The sequence below is a fragment of the Halomicrobium urmianum genome (assembly GCF_020217425.1).
Lineage (GTDB): Archaea > Halobacteriota > Halobacteria > Halobacteriales > Haloarculaceae > Halomicrobium > Halomicrobium urmianum.
The window spans coordinates 1,038,165-1,056,359 of the sequence record NZ_CP084090.1; the positions used below are offsets into that span (position 1 = coordinate 1,038,165).

At 68.9% G+C, this 18,195-nt stretch carries 14 protein-coding genes; 3 read left to right on the plus strand and 11 right to left on the minus strand.

Going from position 1 to position 18,195, the window contains the following annotated elements:
• Positions 1-13 precede the first annotated feature (13 nt).
• Genes LCY71_RS05180 through LCY71_RS05190 form a run of 3 tightly spaced genes read right to left on the minus strand, consistent with a single transcriptional unit; the run spans position 14 to position 2,884 of the window.
• Positions 14-985 (minus strand): DUF7982 domain-containing protein, encoded by a 972-nt coding sequence (locus LCY71_RS05180; protein WP_225335299.1) that lies wholly within the window; start codon positions 983-985, stop codon positions 14-16.
• On the minus strand, positions 975-1,439 hold the full coding sequence (locus tag LCY71_RS05185) for a DUF8163 family membrane protein (protein ID WP_225335300.1): 465 nt from the start codon (positions 1,437-1,439) through the stop codon (positions 975-977). The genes LCY71_RS05180 and LCY71_RS05185 overlap by 11 nt, the downstream gene beginning before the upstream one ends.
• Positions 1,436-2,884: a DUF58 domain-containing protein gene (locus LCY71_RS05190; RefSeq protein ID WP_225335301.1), complete on the minus strand. Its 1,449-nt coding sequence runs from the start codon at positions 2,882-2,884 to the stop codon at positions 1,436-1,438. The genes LCY71_RS05185 and LCY71_RS05190 overlap by 4 nt, the downstream gene beginning before the upstream one ends.
• A 650-nt stretch (positions 2,885-3,534) precedes the next feature.
• Between LCY71_RS05190 and LCY71_RS05195 the strand changes: the two genes are divergently transcribed.
• Positions 3,535-6,954, plus strand: a complete 3,420-nt coding sequence (locus tag LCY71_RS05195; protein ID WP_225335302.1) for a PAS domain-containing protein — start codon at positions 3,535-3,537, stop codon at positions 6,952-6,954.
• 47 nt (positions 6,955-7,001) lie between these two features.
• Here LCY71_RS05195 and LCY71_RS05200 read toward each other — a convergent pair whose 3' ends face one another.
• The 7 genes from LCY71_RS05200 to LCY71_RS05230 form a co-directional block, all read right to left on the minus strand.
• Complete coding sequence (locus tag LCY71_RS05200) at positions 7,002-7,340, minus strand: HalOD1 output domain-containing protein (protein WP_225335303.1); 339 nt, start codon at positions 7,338-7,340, stop codon at positions 7,002-7,004.
• 885 nt (positions 7,341-8,225) lie between these two features.
• Entirely contained in the window at positions 8,226-9,251 is a 1,026-nt protein-coding gene (locus tag LCY71_RS05205) for an NAD(P)-dependent alcohol dehydrogenase (RefSeq protein ID WP_225335304.1), read from the minus strand.
• A gap of 70 nt (positions 9,252-9,321) precedes the next feature.
• Positions 9,322-10,473, minus strand: a complete 1,152-nt coding sequence (gene dgoD / locus LCY71_RS05210) for a galactonate dehydratase (RefSeq protein ID WP_225335305.1) — start codon at positions 10,471-10,473, stop codon at positions 9,322-9,324.
• Between the two features lie 126 nt (positions 10,474-10,599).
• Positions 10,600-11,772 (minus strand): ABC transporter ATP-binding protein, encoded by a 1,173-nt coding sequence (locus LCY71_RS05215; RefSeq protein WP_225335306.1) that lies wholly within the window; start codon positions 11,770-11,772, stop codon positions 10,600-10,602.
• 112 nt (positions 11,773-11,884) lie between these two features.
• On the minus strand, positions 11,885-12,775 hold the full coding sequence (locus LCY71_RS05220; RefSeq protein ID WP_225335307.1) for a carbohydrate ABC transporter permease: 891 nt from the start codon (positions 12,773-12,775) through the stop codon (positions 11,885-11,887).
• The gene (locus LCY71_RS05225) at positions 12,775-13,707 is read right to left on the minus strand and encodes a carbohydrate ABC transporter permease (RefSeq protein ID WP_225335308.1); all 933 of its coding nucleotides are present in this window, start codon (positions 13,705-13,707) and stop codon (positions 12,775-12,777) included. The genes LCY71_RS05220 and LCY71_RS05225 overlap by 1 nt, the downstream gene beginning before the upstream one ends.
• A gap of 9 nt (positions 13,708-13,716) precedes the next feature.
• The gene (locus tag LCY71_RS05230; RefSeq protein ID WP_225335309.1) at positions 13,717-15,168 is read right to left on the minus strand and encodes an extracellular solute-binding protein; all 1,452 of its coding nucleotides are present in this window, start codon (positions 15,166-15,168) and stop codon (positions 13,717-13,719) included.
• 315 nt (positions 15,169-15,483) lie between these two features.
• On the opposite strand from LCY71_RS05230, the gene LCY71_RS05235 reads away from it, so the two are divergent.
• Positions 15,484-16,515: a zinc-dependent alcohol dehydrogenase family protein gene (locus LCY71_RS05235; protein ID WP_225335310.1), complete on the plus strand. Its 1,032-nt coding sequence runs from the start codon at positions 15,484-15,486 to the stop codon at positions 16,513-16,515.
• A gap of 269 nt (positions 16,516-16,784) precedes the next feature.
• A complete protein-coding gene (locus LCY71_RS05240) occupies positions 16,785-17,546 on the plus strand; it encodes an IclR family transcriptional regulator (RefSeq protein ID WP_225335311.1) in 762 nt (253 codons plus the stop codon).
• A 209-nt stretch (positions 17,547-17,755) separates the two neighbouring features.
• On the opposite strand, the gene LCY71_RS05245 is transcribed toward LCY71_RS05240, so the two are convergent.
• Entirely contained in the window at positions 17,756-18,028 is a 273-nt protein-coding gene (locus tag LCY71_RS05245; protein WP_225335312.1) for a hypothetical protein, read from the minus strand.
• Positions 18,029-18,195: the final 167 nt, after the last annotated feature.

Consider the following 18,195-nt stretch of genomic DNA (forward strand, 5'->3'; position numbering starts at 1 on the left):
CGGTCCGCCGTGATCAGCGTCGCGTCGCCGACCCGCTCTCGACGTGGCCGTCCGCACCCGCCCTCGCGTCCCCGCCGCCGGTCGCGCCGTCGCCGTCGAGGTCCTCCTCGTCCTCGGTGCCCTCCCCGTCCTCGGTGTCCCAGCGGAACGCGGCCACCGGATCGCCGCCGGTCCGGGGCGTCGCGACCCGTATCGGCCGGTCGAGCCCGCGCGCGAGGCCGACGGCGACGAAGGAGACGACGGGGTGGTCGAACCGGTCGAGCGGGCCGTAGGCGTTGTCCGGCGCGGCCAGTTCGAGCCGGCCGGCCTCGGCGTCGAAGTCGACCGCCAGGCGGTCGGCGACCTCGAACTGCTCGACGAGGCTCTCCCGGAGCGCCGCCACGAGCGGGCCGGCCTCGTCCGGCAGCGGCCCCTGACTGGCGTCCGCGAACGCCTCGAAGAGGGACTCGCCGCTGGGCTCCAGCGCGACGCCGCGCTCGCGCTCGTCGTCGGTGACGACGAACGTGTCTGCAAGGGCGTCCGGACCGGGGACGGCGAAGTCGGCCCGCTGGGGGACGAACAGGCGCACGCCGGTGGCGGTCCGGCCGGTCGGGACGTAGCACCGCTCTTCGCGCAGGCCGAGCTCGGCGACCAGCGCCTCGTAGTTGGCGGCCAGCGCGTCGTACACGCCCCGGCCGACCGTGGCCGCGACGAACCGCTCGGGCGTGACGAACCACGCCAGGAGCCCGGCGAACGCGCCCGTCCCGCCGAGCGCGAGCAGGACGGTCCGGACCTCGGGGAAGAGGACGGCGCCGGCGGTCGCCACGGCGCCCAGGAGGACGAACCCGCGCGCAGTCCGGCGGTACCGGGCGGTCCTGGCCCGCGCGTACGAGCGCCGCAGCCGGGCGTTCTCCGCCCGGAGGCGCTCGACCTCGACGGCGAGCTCGTCGGGGTCGCTGTCCGCGAGCGGTTCGTCCTCCGCGAGTGGTGACTGATCAGTACTCATGGGTGAGCTCGAAGCGAACGACGGTGTAGCGGTGCGCGGCGTAGCCCGCGAGCGCCAGGAGGGCGGCCACGACCAGGGTCGCGAGCCACAGGGCGTCGAGCAGGCCAGTCGCGGCGAGCGCGACGGCGGCGGCGCCCCCGACGCCCCCCAGGGCGAGTGCGACCGACGGCGCGTCGCGACGGTGATCGACCAGATCGCCGACCAGCACGGCCAGCAGGAGTCCCTCGAGGGCGAGCAGCCATCCGGGACCGGGATTCGGTCCCGCCACCGCCGCGACGACGACCTGGCCGGCTGCGACGGCGTAGACGGGCCCGGCGACGAGTCGAACCGCGAGGACGACCAGGCCGACCAGCGCGCCGGGGAGGCCGGCGACGGCCGCGCCGCCGGCCAGCAGCGCGAGGGCGGCCGCCGCGGTGGCCGGCGACGAGCGCAGCGGGGCGGCGATTCCGTTCACGCCGCATCCCTCCGTCTGGCGCGACCGGCCTCGAGGACCGCCGTCAGGCGGTCGCCCGGACCGACCTCGTAGGCCTCGACGCCGTCCATGGCGGCCAGCTCGCGGCGGAACTCCTCGAAGGAGACGTAGCGGTCGTAGGTGGCCTCGACGTCGGCCAGGTCGCCGTCGAACAGGGCCGTCGGCGTCAGGAAGACGGCGACCCGGCCCTCGCCGCGGCTCGCCACCCGGACCGCCTCGCGGAGCTCGGCCCGGTGGGCGTCGTCGGTGACGACGACCGTCCGGACGGCCGACCCGGCCGCGGCGTGCGTCCGGACCGCCCGGAACAGCGGCCGCTCGTCGAACCGCCTGACGTAGGACCGGCGGGCGCCCAGGAAGGGGGTGAGCGTCTCGGCGAAGGCCGAGTCCTCGTCCGCGAGGGCGTCGGCGCGGCGCTGCGCCGTCGCCACCTCCATGCCCCGGCCGGTGACGGTCCGGTCGGCGCTCGTCGCCGCGGCGCCGACCCCGTCGCCGCCCGCCGTGGGCGTCGCCCCGGTCACCGTCGTCCGGACCGCCCCCAGCGTGGCGTCGCTGGCCCCGGGTTCGCTGGTCGTCAGGATGCCCCCGTCGCCGACCGCACAGATCCCGAGCGGGTCGCGTAGCTCCTGGGCGCTGCGGACGAACGCGAGCGCGACCGCGCGGGCGTAGTCGAGCTTTCGCTCGCCGTCCGGCCCGTCGGCCATGCCGGCCCGCTGGTCGAGGAAGAGCATCGTCTCCCGGTCCGTTGCGGCCTCGAACTCCCGGACGTGGGGCTCGCCGAGGCGGGCCGTCGCCTTCCAGTCGATCTGCCGAACGGAGTCCCCGGGGACGTACTGCCGGACCTCGACGGGCTCGACGCCCGACCCGAACCGGCCGGCGTCGTGCTCGCCGAACCCGGGCGCCATGGGCTCGCCGCCCTCGCCGACGTGGACGTTCCGGGGCGCGCGCGGCTCGACGCGAACGGTCGGCCCGACACCCCGATCGATCGACTGCTCGAACAGCTCCGCGTCGTCGGCGACGGTCACCGTCACGTCCCCGAGGGCGTACTCGCCCGCGACGGGCCAGGAGGGCCTCGCCACGTCGGAGGCCCACGTCTCCCCCGGCGCCAGTTCGACGGTGACCGGGTCGTTGGTCGGTCGGCCGTCGACCGTCACCGCGAGCGCCACCGGCGAGGGGCGCTCCACCTCGGCGGCGACCGTCACCGAGACCGACTCGCCGTCGGCGACGCGCCGACGCACCGGCCGCAGCGTCAGCGTCAGTTCGTCGTCGACCGCTGCGGCCGCGCGCGCGAACCGGACCTGGCGGGCGACGAGCCAGCCGCCGATTCCCGCGCCCCCGACGAGGTACAGCGGCTCCGCGGCGACGACTCCCAGCAGCGCGAGGAAGCCGCCGACCGCCGTCACCGCCCGACTTCGCCGGGTCAGCTGCATGCTTCGAGTCTCCCCCCGCCGCCAATTTAAAGTACTGGTTCTGACAGTCGAGCGATAGCTCTGGGGCGTCGACGAGCGCGACTGAGACCCCCGTCGGTCGGAACGGAGTACCCCGTGGCCGCTTTCGCTCTCGTTCTCCGGGGTCGTCGAACGCAAACCGTCGATGCGGGCCTGCCGTCCTCCCACGGCTAAAGCCGTGCTTTACAGGCTGTCGAGGCGAATGCCCCGGGGCTTTACCCCGCCGTGAGACGCCTGGAGCGGCCACTGCCCCGCGGTCTTACATCATCTATAATAATGTTCATAATTCACCGGTAATTATTTGTACCGGACAACACAAAGACTCGATGGCGGAATTCCCGCCATCCCAAGTACCTGTCGGAGGGTGCCATGGTCCACATGGCGGAGGGGCTCGCTAGATGCCAACTCTCCCCCCGACGTGCCCCTCTTATCGCGCCTCTGATCCGTCCACCGTCGAGCAGCTGCGGCCGTCGCGGAACCGGCGAGTCGCTCGCGGGACGGCCACCGACGACCGAACGATCTGTAGATCGTCGCGTGACTGCGATCGCATCCGGCGGACGGCACCCGGTCCGGTCGTCTCGATCACCTCCGGTCACGGGACTTATCCCCTCTGGTGGCTATCGTGGACGTGTATGAGCGACGGACTGGCCGCCCCTGGGTTCTGGGGGGACGCCGACGGTGCCGAAGCGCTCCAGCGCTATCAGGCCCTCGTGACGGCGGTGGACGACGGGATCTATCAGCTCGACGCCGGCGGCAGATTCGTCGCTGTCAACGAGGCGATCGTCGAGGCGACCGGATACAGTCGCGACGAACTCCTGGGCGAGCACGTCTCGCGACTCCTCGCCCCGGAGGACGTCGAGCGCATCGAACGTGCGATCGGCGACCGGCTGTCCGCAGACGGGACCGACGTCGGCACGTTCGAGGTGACTATCGAGGCGGCCGACGGCGAGCGCGTCCCGTTCGAGGTCCGGGTGACCCTCCTCGTCGAGGACGGGACGTTCAGCGGGACGGTCGGCGTCGCGCGCGAACTCCCCGACGGAACGGGACGCCGGGAGGCGCCGGTGTTCAACGACACGATCACCACGCTGCTCGACGAGGCCGACGTCGGGGTCTTCGTCCTCGACGAGGCGTTCGACGTCGTCTGGGCCGACGCGACCGTCGCGCGCTACTTCGGATTCGATCGAGCGGACGCCGTCGGACGCGACAAGCGCGAACTGATCGAGGAGTCCATCGCGGACCGCGTGGCGGACGGCGAGGCGTTCGCCGACATCGTCCTGGGGACCTACGAGGACAACAGCTCCGTCGAGCGCTTCCAGTGCCGGGTCACGCACGGCGACGGGGAGCGCTGGCTCGAACACCGGAGCAGACCGATCGAGTCGGGACGCTACGCGGGCGGCCGGATCGAACTGTACTACGACGTCACCGATCGCCATCGGCACGTCTCCCAGCTCAAGCGGCTGAACGAGGCCGTCAACGACTGGCTCGAGGAGTCCTCGCACGACGCCGTCGCCCGGCAGGCGTCGGGCCACCTCCGCACCATCCTCGACATGGAGATCAACGGGATCTACCGCTACGACCCCGAGACGGACGCGCTCCGGCCGGCGAGCTGGACCGAGCGGGCCGAGGCCCTGTTCGGTGACCTCCCGGTCTTCGAGCGGGGCGAGGGCATCGCCTGGCGCGTCTTCGAGTCCGGACAGCCCGAGGTGTACGACGACGTCAGCGAGGTGCCGGGCGCGTACGACCCCGACACGCCGGCTCGGAGCGAGATCGTTCTACCGATCGGCGACCACGGCGTCGCCATCATCGGGTCCGAGCAGCCGGGCGAGTTCGACGACGGCGACCTGACGCTGGCGAAGGTCGTCGCGTCGAGCCTCGAGGCGACGTTCGATCGCCTCGACCGCGAGCGGGACCTCAGGCGCGAGCGGGACCTGATCGACGAGATCATCGAGGCGACGCCCGTCGGGACGCTGGTCCGGGACGCGGACGGCAAGCTCACCCGGATGAACGAGCGCGCCGCGGCGCTGTTCGACGTCGACGATCCGGCCGAGTACTCCCCGCCGGACAGACCGATGTACGACGAGTCCGACGAGCGGATCCCGACCGAGGAGTACCCGTTCGCGCGGGCGCTCGCGACGGGCGAACCGGTCTCCGACCGGGTGGTACAGGTGGAGCGGTCGGACGGCGACCGCCGGTGGCTGTCGATCGACGCCGTCCCGCTCACTGACGAGTCGGGCGACGTCGACCGCATCGTCACGACCGGCGAGGACGTCACGGACCTCAAGGAGCGCGAGCGGACGCTCGAGAGCGAACTGAGCGAGGTGTTCGGCCGGGTGTCCGACGCGTTCTACGCGGTCGACGAGGAGTACCGCTTCACGCACCTCAACGAGCGCGCGGCGTCGTTCCTCGGGTACGACGGGGACGAGGTTCTGGGACGACGCCTCGAGGACGTGTTCTCCGAGATGGAGGAGGTCGAACGGATCCGGGCGGCCGTCGACGAGGCGATGGACACCCAGGAGCCGGTGACCCTGGATCACTACTCGCCGCCGGTCGAGTCGTGGTTCGAGGCGCGGATCTACCCGTCCGAGAGCGGCGTGTCGGTGTACTTCCGCGACGTCACGGAGCGCAAGGAGCGCGAGCGGGAGCTCGAGCAGTACGAGCGCATCCTGGAGACCATCGACGACGGCGTCTACGTGCTCGACGCCGACAGCCGGTTCCTCACGGTGAACGGCGCCTTCGCGGACATGCTGGGCCGCGACCGGGACGACCTGCTCGGCGAACCCGCGTCGACCGCCTTTGCCGACGAGAAGGTCGACCGGGCCGAGCGGCTCCAGCGGGAGCTGATCGAGGGCGAGACCGACATCGCCGAGCTGGAGGAACACGTCGAGGCCGCGGACGGGCCAGTCCCGGTCGTCACCCGGTTCGCCCTCTTCGAGATCGACGGCGAGTTCGGCCGCGTCGGGGTGGTGCGCGACGTGACCGAGCGGCGCGAGCGGGAGCGCGAACTCGAGCAGTCCGAGCGGCGCTACCGGACGCTGGCGGAGCACTTCCCCGGCGTCGTCACGCTGTTCGACCGCGACCTCAGGTACGAACTGGCCGCCGGGCGGGGCTTCGAGGACGTCTCGGTCGACCCCGACGACGTCGAGGGGCACCACGTCCGGGACGCCTGGAACGAGGCGACTGCGGACGCGCTCGAACCGCGGCTCGAGGCCGCGCTGTCTGGCGAAGACTGCACGTTCGACCTCGAACACGAGGGGCGCGAGTGGATCCTCCGCGTAGTGCCGGTCACCGACGAACGCGGGGACGTCTTCGCCGGCATGACGGTCGCGCAGGACATCAGCGAACGTAAGGAGTACGAGCGCCAGCTCGAGGCGTCCAACGAGCGACTCGAACAGTTCGCCTACGCGGCCTCCCACGACCTCCAGGAGCCCCTTCGGATGGTATCCAGCTACCTCCGGTTGATCGAGTCGCGCTACGCCGACGAACTGGACCAGGACGGTCGGGAGTTCCTCGAATTCGCCGTCGACGGCGCTGACCGCATGCGCGACATGATCGAGGGACTGCTCGAGTACTCCCGCGTCGAGACGCGGGGCGAGCCGTTCGAGCCCGTCGACCTCGACGACGTCCTCGCCGACGCTCGCCGTGACCTCCAGATGAAGGTCGCCGAGAGCGACGCCGAGATCAGCGCCGAGTCGCTGCCGACGGTCGAGGGCGACGGGGATCAGCTCCGACAGGTGTTCCAGAACCTGCTGGACAACGCCATCGAGTACAGTGGCGACGCGCCGCCGCGCGTCCGCGTCGACGCGGAGCGGGCGGGCGATCAGTGGGTGATCTCCGTCAGCGACGAGGGGATCGGCATCGACGCCGACGACGCCGACCGCGTCTTCGAGGTGTTCCAGCGGTTGCACACTCGCGACGAACACGAGGGCACGGGCATCGGGCTGGCGCTGTGTCGACGCATCGTCGAGCGCCACGGCGGCGCCATCCGCGTCGAGTCCGACGCCAGCGACGGGACCACGTTCTCGTTCACGCTGCCGGCTACCGAGGGCCAGTAGCGGCGAATCCACCGCCACCCCGTCAGACGACGGTTCTCACCGCCGCGTCAGTCCCCGACCACGTTTCCGACGGTCGCCGACAGATCGGCCGGCCGGACGGCCTCGTACACCTCGATCGAACCGTCGCCGTGGATGTGGACGTTCCACTCGTCGATCCCGAAGGTGAGGGTCATCGGCCCGGCGATGTCGTCGTCCCGCTGGAACAGTCGCTCCACCGCGTCGAAGTCGATGACGTCGTAGAGCGGTTCGATCTCCCACGGGTCGGTCCCCTCCACCGTCGCGAGCGCCTCCGAGATAGTCACCGCGAGGGACTGCTCGGTGCCGGCCTCGTACTCCGTCTCGTACGCCGGCGCACACCCGGTTGGTTGTCGGCTTGCGGTCATCATGTACCCAAAAGATGTTGATGTACTTAAAATAATGTCAGACAAACATCTAAATGCGTATGAATTTAGGGCGGTATCGGTGGCATGGTTACTCCCCACCTGGAAGACCGCTGCTATTCCCGCTTCTCAGGGTATCAGACGCTCATTGCGGTCGGTGCGACGGCACGTAGGTTCCGGCACGTCGTCGCGATCCGCCGTCGGGTCCCCGACGGACCGGTACGCCGAACGTCGTGTTCCGGCAGCTCGGCCGGGCCGGCGGAACCATATAACAGAATACAATTATAATAAGATATATTATTCATCCGGCCGAGAAACTCGTTTCGGCCGCTGTGAGTGACGACAGTGTTCGCGCTGCCGGTCGTCGCCGTGGTCCGACGACTCCGCCCGCAAGAAGCGCCGATATCCGGCCGGAGGACCGTGTACTCCCGCTTCCAGGACGTTCTCGCCTGACGACGACGGTCGCCGCCGGGCTATTTCGGAATGATCGGTTCCGATAGTCCGGTCACCGAACGGTTCGACGCAAATCGGCCACGAGGCCGCGTATCACGACGTTACGCGGGCTTTTCCTGGCTATCGGGCCGCCGTCTCGAACGACAAGTCGTTCACCCCTTCGATCCCGGTCCCGGACTGGCCGCTCGCCGTAGCCGGAGCGCCAGATATCCACAATATTTCTTATACTTATATCGTCTAGTAAGACTTCTTACCTATACGGCCTGGGCGGATGGTCCGAGAGAGTCCGTGTCGGACCGCCGACTCGCGGCGCCCGGGCGAGGACCGCGGCGGCCGCCACCACCGCCGAGGCCGCTACCGACCGCCGGCGACGCCTCTCTCGGTCCGGCGCGACGGGCGTCGCGGACCAGCGTGTGCGTCGAGGGATTCGTCCTCCGGTCAGTCGAGCGTGACGACGCCCTTGACGACGTCCGGCTCCATCGCGCGCTGGAAGGCGTCCTCGACGTCCGCCAGCGGGGCCTCGAAGTCGACGATGCCTTCCACGTCGACGCCCTCGGCGAGGAGGTCGACGGCGGCGTCGTAGGTGTTCGCGTAGCGGAACGAGCCGTGGACGTCGAGTTCGTTGTCGATGACCTCGAGGACGTCGAACGGGACCTCGGCCTCGTCGGCGAGTCCGACGAGGACGACGGTGCCGCCCCGGCGGACGACGTCGATGGTCGATCGGATCGACGGCTCGGCGCCCGACGCCTCGATGACGACGTCGACCCCCTCGCCGTCGGTGTACTCGTCGACCGCGGCTTCGAGGTCGCGCTCGGCGGCGTCGACCGCAAGGTCGGCCCCGCGCTCCGCGGCGAACTCGATCTTCTCGTCGACCACGTCGGAGACGACGACGTCCGTCGCCCCCGCGGCCCTGGCGGCCTCCATCGCCAGCAGCCCGATCGGTCCCGCCCCGGTGATCAGCACCGAGTCGCCCGTCCCGACGTCGCCCCGGCGGCAGGCGTGGATGCCGACGGAGAGCGGTTCGCACAGAGCGCCCTCGACCGTCGAGACGTCGTCGGGGAGCTCGTAGGCGAAGTCTGCCGGCCAGGCGACGTACTCGGCGAAGGCGCCGTCGTGGGGCGGCGTCGCCATGAAGCGGACGTCCTCGCAGAGGTGGTAGTCGCCCCGCTTGCAGTGCGCGCAGCGCCGGCAGGGGACGCCCGGTTCGAGCGCGACGCGGTCGCCCGGTTCGAGCCCGGTGACCCGCTCCCCGACCTCGACGACCTCGCCCGCGCTCTCGTGGCCCAGTATCAGCGGGTCCTCGACGACGTAGTCGCCGATGCGGCCGTGCTCGTAGTAGTGGACGTCGGAGCCGCAGATCCCCACGTCGCTGATCGCCACGAGGACGTCGTCCGGACCGGGAGCCGGTCGGTCGCGCTCCTCGAGTTCGAACTGCCCGGGTTCAGCTAACACAGCGGATCGCATGGGAGAGACCACGGCAGGGGACCACAAAAGCGTACGGGACGGGCCGGCGTCGCGAGCGAGCGCCGGGCCGTCACCACTCGGCGACGCTGCCGTCCTCGTGGTGCCAGACCGGGTTGTGCCAGTTGACCTGCGCCCGGGCCTTCTCGCGGACGGTGTCCTCGTCGATCTCGACGCCGAGCCCCGGCCCGGTCGGCCGCTCGACGTACCCGTCCGCGAAGGTGAACTGGTCGGGGTCCTCCAGCAGGGCGAGGCGCGGGCTGGCGTCGGGGTCGTGTAGTTCGAGGTCCTGCTCCTGCATGACGACGTTCTGCGAGCAGAAGCCCACCTGGAGGCTGGCCGCGAACGCGACCGGGCCCAGCGGGCAGTGGGGCACGACGGCGACGTCGAACGCCTCCGCCATCGCGGCCAGCTTGTGCATCTCGCTGATGCCGCCGACGTGGGTGACGTCGGGCTGGACGACGGAGACGACGTCGTCGACGAACAGCCGCTTGAAGTCGTACCGGGAGTAGAGCCGCTCGCCCGTGGCGATCGGGATGGTCGTGTCGTCGGCGATCCGCGCGAAGCCGTCGGCCTGCTCCGGCAGCAGCGGCTGGTCGACGAACATCAGGCCGTACGGTTCGAGCCGCCGGGCGATCTCCGCGGCCATCGCCTTCGAGACGCGCCCGTGGAAGTCCACGCCGATGAAGGCGTCGTCGCCGACGGCGTCCCGGATCGCGGCGACGCGCTCGACGGCCCGGTCGACGGCGCCGGTGGTCTCGATCGGGCGGAACTCCTGGGTGAAGTTGAGCTTGAACGCCTGGTAGTCGCGGTCGGCGTACTGCTGGGCCGTATCGGCGACGTCCGCCGGGTCGTCGCCGCCGATCCACTGGTAGACGAGCATCCGGTCGCGGACGTGCCCGCCGAGCAGCTCGTGGACCGGCGCGTCGTGGTGCCGCCCCTTGATGTCCCACAGCGCGTGGTCGATGCCCGCCAGCGCGCTCATCAGGACCGGGCCGCCGCGGAAGTAGCCGCTCTGGTAGAGCTTCCGCCAGTGGTACTCCGTCCGGAGCGGGTCCGCCCCCAGCAGGTACCCCTCGATGAGCTCGGTGACGGCCGCACGGACTGTCTCCAGGCGCCCCTGGATGATCGGCTCCCCCCAGCCGACGATCCCCTCGCTGGTCTCCAGCCTGAGCAGCAGCCACCGGGGCGGAACGGCGAACAGTTCGTAGTCCGTGATTTTCATAGATACGGTATCCAGTCACGCACACTTGAATGACCGGCCTCGTGCGCGGCTGGCACGACGGGGGACGCCCGCGACGTGGGAGCCGCGTGTGCTGTCGCCGCGATTCCGGAGAGAGGGCGGATTCGGTTACTCCGCGGCGCCGTTGACCGTCTCGACCCGGTCGTCGAGGGCCACTCTGGCCTCCTCGTCGAGCTGGCGCTGGTGGACGGTCTCGCCGGTCCCGACGTCGAAGAGGTGGACGTCCCGGCCGGGGATCTCGACGTAGACGTGCTCGCCCTCGGTGATGGGGCGCTGGCCGTCCGTCTCGACCACGAACGTCCGGTCGCTCTCCTGGGACCGTGCCCGCAGGTAGACGTAGGAGACGCTCCCCATCGGCTCGACGACGTCGACGACGGCCTCGAACTCGTGGCCGGAGTTGGCCCTGTCATGGAGCCTGACGTCCTCGGGGCGGACGCCCAGCGTGAGTTCGTTGCGCCCGTCCGCGGAGACCTGCATCTCCTCGGACAGGTCGTAGTCGAACCCGTCGACGCGGAGCGTCCCGCCCTCGACGTGGCCCTCGAAGAAGTTCATCGAGGGCGAGCCGAGGAAGCCCGCGACGAACCGGTTGGCCGGACGGTAGAAACACTCCAGGGGCGTGCCGACCTGCTGGAGCTCGCCGTGGTTGAGGACGACCAGCCGGTCGCCCATCGTCATCGCCTCCGTCTGGTCGTGGGTGACGTACAGCGTCGTCACGTCCAGGTCGCTCTGGAGGCGGTTGATCTCGGTGCGCATCTCCGTCCGGAGCTTCGCGTCCAGGTTCGACAGCGGCTCGTCCATCAGGAACACGTTGGGGTCCCTGACGATGGCCCGGCCGAGCGCGACGCGCTGCTGCTGACCGCCGGACATCTCGCCGGGCGTGTTGTCCAGCAGGTCGTCGATGCCCATCATCTCCGCCGCGTCGGTGACGCGCTCGTCGATCTCGCCGTCCGAGAGGTCGGTCGACATCTTCAGGCCGAAGGACATGTTCTCTCGGACGGTCATGTTCGGGTACAGTGCGTAGTTCTGGAACACCATCGCGATGTCCCGGGCGCGGGGCCCGAGCTCGTTGACGATGGTGTCGCCGATGACGACGTCGCCCTCGGTCTGTTCCTCGAGGCCGGCGACCATCCGCAGCAGCGTCGACTTGCCGCTGCCGGACGGGCCGACGAAGACGACGAACTCGCCGTCCTCGATGTCGAGCGAGACGTCGTCGACCGCGACGATCCCGCTGTCTCCCTCTCCGAACTGCTTCGTGACGTCGTCGATGGTGATTCGTGCCATTAGCGTGCCTCCGTGGTCCGCGTGTCGACCCTCGCCGCGGGGATCCCGTCCGGGTACCCCGGCGAAGGGCCGTGGTCGGTGAACGATGCCCGTCGCGCGGTGACTGGGGCGATCATTCTTTCAGCACCACCCCGAAGCTGAGGCCGGCGGCGAGGTACTTGTTGACCGCGATGAGGAACACCAGCACCGGCACGATGACGGCCGTCGAGGCCGCCGCGAGCATGCCCCACTCGATCTGTCGGACACCGATGAACTGGTAGACCTGCACCGCCACCGTGGCCGCCTGCTGGTTCGTCAGCACGAGGCTGAACAGGAGTTCGATCCACGCGAAGATGAAGCTGATGATGGCGACCGAGATGATCCCCGGTTTGGCCGACGGGAGTATGACCTTCCGGAACGCCTGGAACCGGGTCGCGCCGTCGACGTTCGCGGCCTCCTCCAGCGTCTCCGGGATGCCGTCGAAGAAGGCCTTCATCACCCAGACGACCAGCGAGATGTTGATCGTCACGTACATGAAGATCATCGCGATCCGGGTGTCGAAGAGGTTCAGCTCCCGGAAGATGACGAAGAAGGGGATGACGACCGCGATCGGCGGCAGCATCCGCGAGGAGAGGATCCACACGAGGACGTCCCGCTGGTGGGGCACGTCGTACCGCGAGAGGACGTACGCCGCGGGCACCCCGATGAGGAGGACCAGGATCACCGACGCGGACACCATCAACACGGTGTTGAAGAACGCGTAGACGAACTCGCCGTTCTGAGCCAGTTCGATGTAGTGGATGACGGTCGGCAGGAAGATCCACTTCGGCGGCAGGGAGATGGCCTCCCGCGCCGGCTTCAGCGACATCGACACGATCCAGTAGAACGGGAACAGGACGACGACGCTCCACGCGAGCAACACGGCGTGGCGACCGATCGCGGTCAGGCGTTCCCGCGTGTCCTTCGAGAGGCGGGTGTCGGGGCGTTCGGCGTCGAGGTCCCGCTCGGCGTCGGTCGCCGCCATTACTCCCACACCCCCTCGAAGCCGACTTTGGCGATCAGGACGTTAGCCACGGCGATGACGAAGAGCAGGTAGACGACAGCGATCGCCGCGGCGGCACCGAGGTCGACGAACCGGAACCCCTGTTCGTAGACGTTGAGGCTCACGAGCTGCGTTGCCGTGCCGGGGCCACCGCCGGTGAGGGTGAACGCGAGTCCGAAGTGGCGGAACAGGTCGATCATCCGGATGAGGACGGCCACGAACAGGACCGGCTTCATGTACGGGAGGATGACGTGCACGTAGCGGCGCCACAGCGGCGCGCCGTCGACGCGCGAGGCCTCGACGAGCGTGTCGGGGATCGACGAGAGCCCGGCGTAGAAGATGATGAACATGAACGGCGTCCAGTGCCACGTGTCGACGAGCATGAGCGTGAGCAGCGGGAAGTCGCTGAGGAAGGTCGGCGCGGCGAACGGCGTGAGCTCCCGGACGAGGTACGGGATGATGCCGACCTCGGTGTTGAGCATGACGCGGGAAATCGTGGCCAGCGACACCGGGGCGACGGCCATCGGCAGGATGAACACGACGCGGTAGAAGGCCTCCGCCCGGTCGGACTTCACGCCGTGGAGCAGTGCCGCCATCGCGAATCCCAGCACCGTCTGCATCGCCAGTGCGCCGCCGACGAACGTGAGGGTGACGCCGAAGGACTTCAGTGCGCCCGCCTCGGTGAACGCCGTCCGGTAGTTACTCAGACCGGCGAACTCGCCGATCGAGCCCGGACTCGACATCTTGTACTCGACGAGACTCAGGTACAGGTCGTAAGCGCCGGGGAACAGCGTAATGACCAGCATCACCAGGACCATCGGCGTCGCGAGCCAGTACGGGAGATACTGGTCCCACAGCTCCCGGAGGCGGGCGAGCCCGGACTCGTTCGATTGTTCCGCCGTGATCGTACTCATCTCTGTCCCTCAGAAGGTGTCCTCGGCGGCCTTCGCCGCCGCCTCCATCGCTTCCTGGGGGCTCTTGTCCCCGCTGATCGCGAGCTGGACCTCCTCGGAGTACAGCTGACCCCACTCGGGGTAGTGGCGGTCGAACGAGATGGGGTCGGCGGCCTGCTGGGATTTGATCGTGGCGTCGGCGAACGTCTCGCCGACGCGCGAGCGGAAGTCGTCGTTCTCCCAGATCCCCTGGCGGACCGAGAACCCGGCGCCCTGGTCCAGGTGCATCCAGTTGTTCGTGGGCTTCGACGTCGCCCAGATCATGAACAGGAACGCCTCCGCCGAGTTGTCGGCGAACTTCGACGTGTTCATCTGCCAGGTGGACTGGTTGGGGCCCAGCGAACCGCCTTCGGGGTACGGCACCGGAGCGACTCCGACCGTATCGGCGACGTCCGACGCCTCCGGGTCGGTGAGGCCGGGCCAGAACAGGTTCGCGTCGGAGACGATGTGTCCGGCCCGCCCCGACTGCATCGTCGACAGGACGTCGTTCCAGGTCTGCGATCCGGCGCCGTCGGGACCGTACTCCTGCAGGACGTCGACGTAGAACTGGGCCGCCTCGACGGCCTCGGCCGAGTCGAGGCCGGAGTCGTCCGGCTTGCTGTCCCAGATGTCCGCGCCGAACTCCTGGACGAAGGTGTTGAGGACGTAGACGTTCATGCCGTAGCCCTTCTGTCCGCGGCCGACGGCGCCGACGACGTCCGACTCGTTCTCGTGGATGGTCCGCGCGTTCTCGACGAACTGCTCGGTGGTCTCGGCCACCTCGAGACCGTACTCGTCGTACAGGTCCGTCCGGTAGAACTGCACCTGCACCTCGGTGTTGAGCGGCAGTCCGCTCCACTTGTCCCACTGGCCGTCGGCGTGACAGCGCCACCGGACCGTCTCGAAGATGTCCTCGCGGTCGTACCAGTCCCCGTCGTAGAGGCTGTCGTCCTCGAAGAACTGGTCAAGCGGTTCGAGCCAGCCGGCCTCGCGGTACTGGTTGACGGTCCGGACGTTCCAGAAGGCGTCGTACTCGCCGGCCCCGGTGTTGAGGTCCGTGAGCCGCTTCGTCCGGAACTGCTGTTCCGGGAACGTGTTTATGTTGACCGACATCCCCGTCAGTTCCTCGAAGACGGGGATGGCGGGCTCGACCATGTCGACCCACGTGTGCTGGGGCGCCAGGACGTTGACTTCCGACCCCTCGAACTGCCGCCACTCGATGTCGGCGTCCTCGTACTCGCTCAGCGGGACGACGAGCTCGTCGCCGCTGCTCCCGTCGGTGCTGGTGCTGCCGGTCCCGTCGCTTCCGTTACCGCCGTCGCCGCTGGCGCCGTCCCCGCTGCCGCCTCGCGTACAGCCCGCGAGGCCGCCGAGGAGGCCCACGCCAGATGCTTTGAGGAACGACCGCCGGTACCGGTTGCGCGGAGTGCGCTCTTCGCTCATAGTAACTGGCCTCAACGTACATCAATTCCCCCACCAACAATAAAGGTAATGATAGGCCATGTGATACCCTTTTGACCTGGCCGCCGACTGGTACCTATCTATGGGCAAGGGTTTAATAGGGCGTCTGAATAGTCGCTCACGTACGATCGTGACGGGCGCCACCGGCGTCTCGACCATCGGTCGAGACCGGTCGAGACGCGAGAGACAGCGTCCACCACGAGCGGCCAGCGAGAGATCCATGACGTACGATACCGCCACACACGAGGCGACACGAACCGTGCCGACGACCGACTGCAGACGGGGGGCGGCCTGACGATGCGCGCGACGACCCTGACCGACGTCGGCGAAGTGACCGTCCGGGACCGCGACCGGCCGACGCCCGGCGACGACGAGGTGCTGGTCCGCGTCGGCGCCTGCGGCGTGTGCATGACCGACTACCACATGTACCACGGCACCTTCGACGTGGAGATGCCGCTGGTACTGGGCCACGAGAGCGCCGGCAAGGTCGTCGAGGTCGGCGAGTCGGTGACCGCCGTCGAGTCCGGCGATCGCGTGGCCATCAACCCGACCGTCCCCTGCAACGCCTGCTCGTACTGCAAGCGCGGGGAGACGCACCTCTGTGAGAACAACACGAGCATCGGCGGGGCCGCCGACACCGTCATCGACGGCGCGTTCGCCGAGTACGTGCGCGTCCCCGAGACCAACGTCGAGGACATCGGCGAGCTGTCCTTCGAGCAGGCCGCGCTCGCCGAGCCGCTGGCCTGCTGCGTCCACGGCGTCGACCAGGTCGACCTCCGGCAGGGCGACAGCGTCGCCATCGTCGGTGCCGGACCGATCGGTCTGCTGCTGCTGCAGGCGTTCCGCAGCGCCGGCGCGGCCCCCATCGTCGTCTCCGAGCCAGACGACGAGCGCCGCGAACTCGCCGCCGAGCTGGGCGCGGACGCCGTCGTCGACCCGGACGAGACCGACCCCGTCGAGGCCGTCCCCGCGGCCGCGGGCGGGCCGGTCGACGTCGGCGTTGAGGCCATCGGCCTCGTGCCCACCGTCGAGCAGGCCAACGCGGTGACCGCGAAGGGCGGCGCGACGCTCGTCTTCGGCGTCCCGGCGGAGGACGCGACGATGGAGATCAGCCCCTTCGACGTCTTCTTCGACGAGGTGGGGTACCGCGGCTCGTACTCGCTGACCACCGAGGACTTCGAGCGGGCGGTGACGCTGCTGCAGCACGGACGCATCGACGCCGATCGCCTGATCTCCCACCGCATCGGCCTCGACGACCTGCCGTCCGCGTTCGACCGGATGGAGCGGACCGACGGCCTGAAGAACGTCGTCGTCCCCGACTCGGAGTAGCCCTTCTCTCCGGAACCCCTCTCGGCGCCCCCAGTCTGCGTCTGGGGCCGCTTGCTCTACGCGGCCCGTCGACAGCCGCCGGTAGCGGATCCCGCCGCCCCGTTCACCTCTGCAGAACGAGATGATTGCCGAAACGGGAGCCGGAAATGATCCGGCTCGATCAAAGACCGTGACGTATGCGGTCCGGCCGCGACGCCGCCATACGCCCCCGGTCCGTTCTGCTGTAGAGAACAGCGTTTTACCGGCCGCCCCCGTAGCCGCTGGTACGAATGACCGAAAGCGGCCGATACGAGGTCGAGGCGACCGGGACGTCCATCGCGATATTCGAGGCGCTGGTGGCCGCGGAGGACGGGCTCGGCGTGACGGCCCTCGCGCGGGAGACCGACCTCTCGAAGAGCGTCGTCCACAACCACCTGTCGACGCTCCAGGCGCACGGCTACGTGGTCAAGCGAGACGGGACGTACGAACCGTCGCTTCGGCCGCTCGCACAGGGAGATCAGACTCGGGAGAACCTGGCCGTCTACGGCGCCGCCAGGGGCGAAATCGACAACCTCGCGTCGGCGACCGGAGAGACGACGGCCCTGTTCGTCAGGGAGGCGGACAGCGCCGTCCCGGTCTACGTCGCCCGGGGGGGCGAGAACTGGTCCCCGCCGTTCCGGGAGGGCGAGCGGTTCCCCCTCCACGCGACAGCGCCCGGCAAGTCGCTCATGACGTCAGTCCCGGCGGAGCGGCTCACCGAACTGATCGACGGGATGGATCTGTCGGCGGCCGACGACGCCTCCGACCCGGAGGAGTTCCGGGAGCAACTCCGGCAGGTCCGCGACGACGGCATCGCGTTCAGCAGAGCAGAACACCTCGACGGGGTCGTCGGCGTCGCGGCGCCGATCCCGTCGACGAACGGCAGCCGGCCCGCCGCCCTCGCCGTCTGCGGCCCGATCGAGCGCCTGAACGGCCGCTACCTGGAGGAGGACATCGCGGGCCAGGTCCTGAGCACGTCGACGTCGATCCAGGTCGCGCTGACCAGCGAGTGAACCGGATCGGTTCCGGATAACGCCTGTACTCACGTTACGTGGAGACGGACCCGCTGACCAGTCGACGGTTTTAGTATAACAGAGGTACTGTCGTTACAATACAACCTATTTCGGTGACCGACGTCGGAGCGACCGTCGGTCGAGTTCTGGTCCGAAGGAACACCGGCACTGTACGTTCCCGGGAAGCACGTCCGTCGATATCCCCTTCGTCAGCAGATCGAGTCCGCATCGCCGCATCGGAACCGCCGCGGATACTGCGGCCGATCCTCCTCCCGAAAGCCGGGAAAGAACAGATCGCGTATGTGAATAACGTTCTGATATTTGCTCGTCTCTTTCTCTGGATCACCAGTCCAGCGGGAGGTCGACGCTACGGTCGGGCACTGGAACCTGAACACGGCGTAGAGACGGTGATAGCCGTCAGTATAGCCGTGCGTGATGATGGAGACGAGTCGAAATCGTCCTCCCACGACGATCTGTGTCATCCGTCGCACGATGAAGTTGCAAGCCCTGACGAACGTACGTCGTGCCGACTCCGGTCTGGATCGGTCTGCGCGCTGTGATCGGCTATCGCCGCGTGGTCGTGAGGAGTTCTGTATGACAATATTCATATACTATGCCAGAAGCATAAATATTATTATATACGAGTTAG

What these genes read in the sequence shown, in the direction of transcription:
- LCY71_RS05180 (WP_225335299.1), bottom strand. Translation starts at nt 985, where the DNA reads ATGAGTACTGATCAGTCACCACTCGCGGAGGACGAACCGCTCGCGGAC.
- LCY71_RS05190 (WP_225335301.1), bottom strand. Translation starts at nt 2,884, where the DNA reads ATGCAGCTGACCCGGCGAAGTCGGGCGGTGACGGCGGTCGGCGGCTTC.
- LCY71_RS05195 (WP_225335302.1), top strand. Translation starts at nt 3,535, where the DNA reads ATGAGCGACGGACTGGCCGCCCCTGGGTTCTGGGGGGACGCCGACGGT.
- LCY71_RS05200 (WP_225335303.1), bottom strand. Translation starts at nt 7,340, where the DNA reads ATGATGACCGCAAGCCGACAACCAACCGGGTGTGCGCCGGCGTACGAG.
- LCY71_RS05205 (WP_225335304.1), bottom strand. Translation starts at nt 9,251, where the DNA reads ATGCGATCCGCTGTGTTAGCTGAACCCGGGCAGTTCGAACTCGAGGAG.
- dgoD (WP_225335305.1), bottom strand. Translation starts at nt 10,473, where the DNA reads ATGAAAATCACGGACTACGAACTGTTCGCCGTTCCGCCCCGGTGGCTG.
- LCY71_RS05215 (WP_225335306.1), bottom strand. Translation starts at nt 11,772, where the DNA reads ATGGCACGAATCACCATCGACGACGTCACGAAGCAGTTCGGAGAGGGA.
- LCY71_RS05220 (WP_225335307.1), bottom strand. Translation starts at nt 12,775, where the DNA reads ATGGCGGCGACCGACGCCGAGCGGGACCTCGACGCCGAACGCCCCGAC.
- LCY71_RS05225 (WP_225335308.1), bottom strand. Translation starts at nt 13,707, where the DNA reads ATGAGTACGATCACGGCGGAACAATCGAACGAGTCCGGGCTCGCCCGC.
- LCY71_RS05230 (WP_225335309.1), bottom strand. Translation starts at nt 15,168, where the DNA reads ATGAGCGAAGAGCGCACTCCGCGCAACCGGTACCGGCGGTCGTTCCTC.
- LCY71_RS05235 (WP_225335310.1), top strand. Translation starts at nt 15,484, where the DNA reads ATGCGCGCGACGACCCTGACCGACGTCGGCGAAGTGACCGTCCGGGAC.
- LCY71_RS05240 (WP_225335311.1), top strand. Translation starts at nt 16,785, where the DNA reads ATGACCGAAAGCGGCCGATACGAGGTCGAGGCGACCGGGACGTCCATC.
- LCY71_RS05245 (WP_225335312.1), bottom strand. Translation starts at nt 18,028, where the DNA reads ATGACACAGATCGTCGTGGGAGGACGATTTCGACTCGTCTCCATCATC.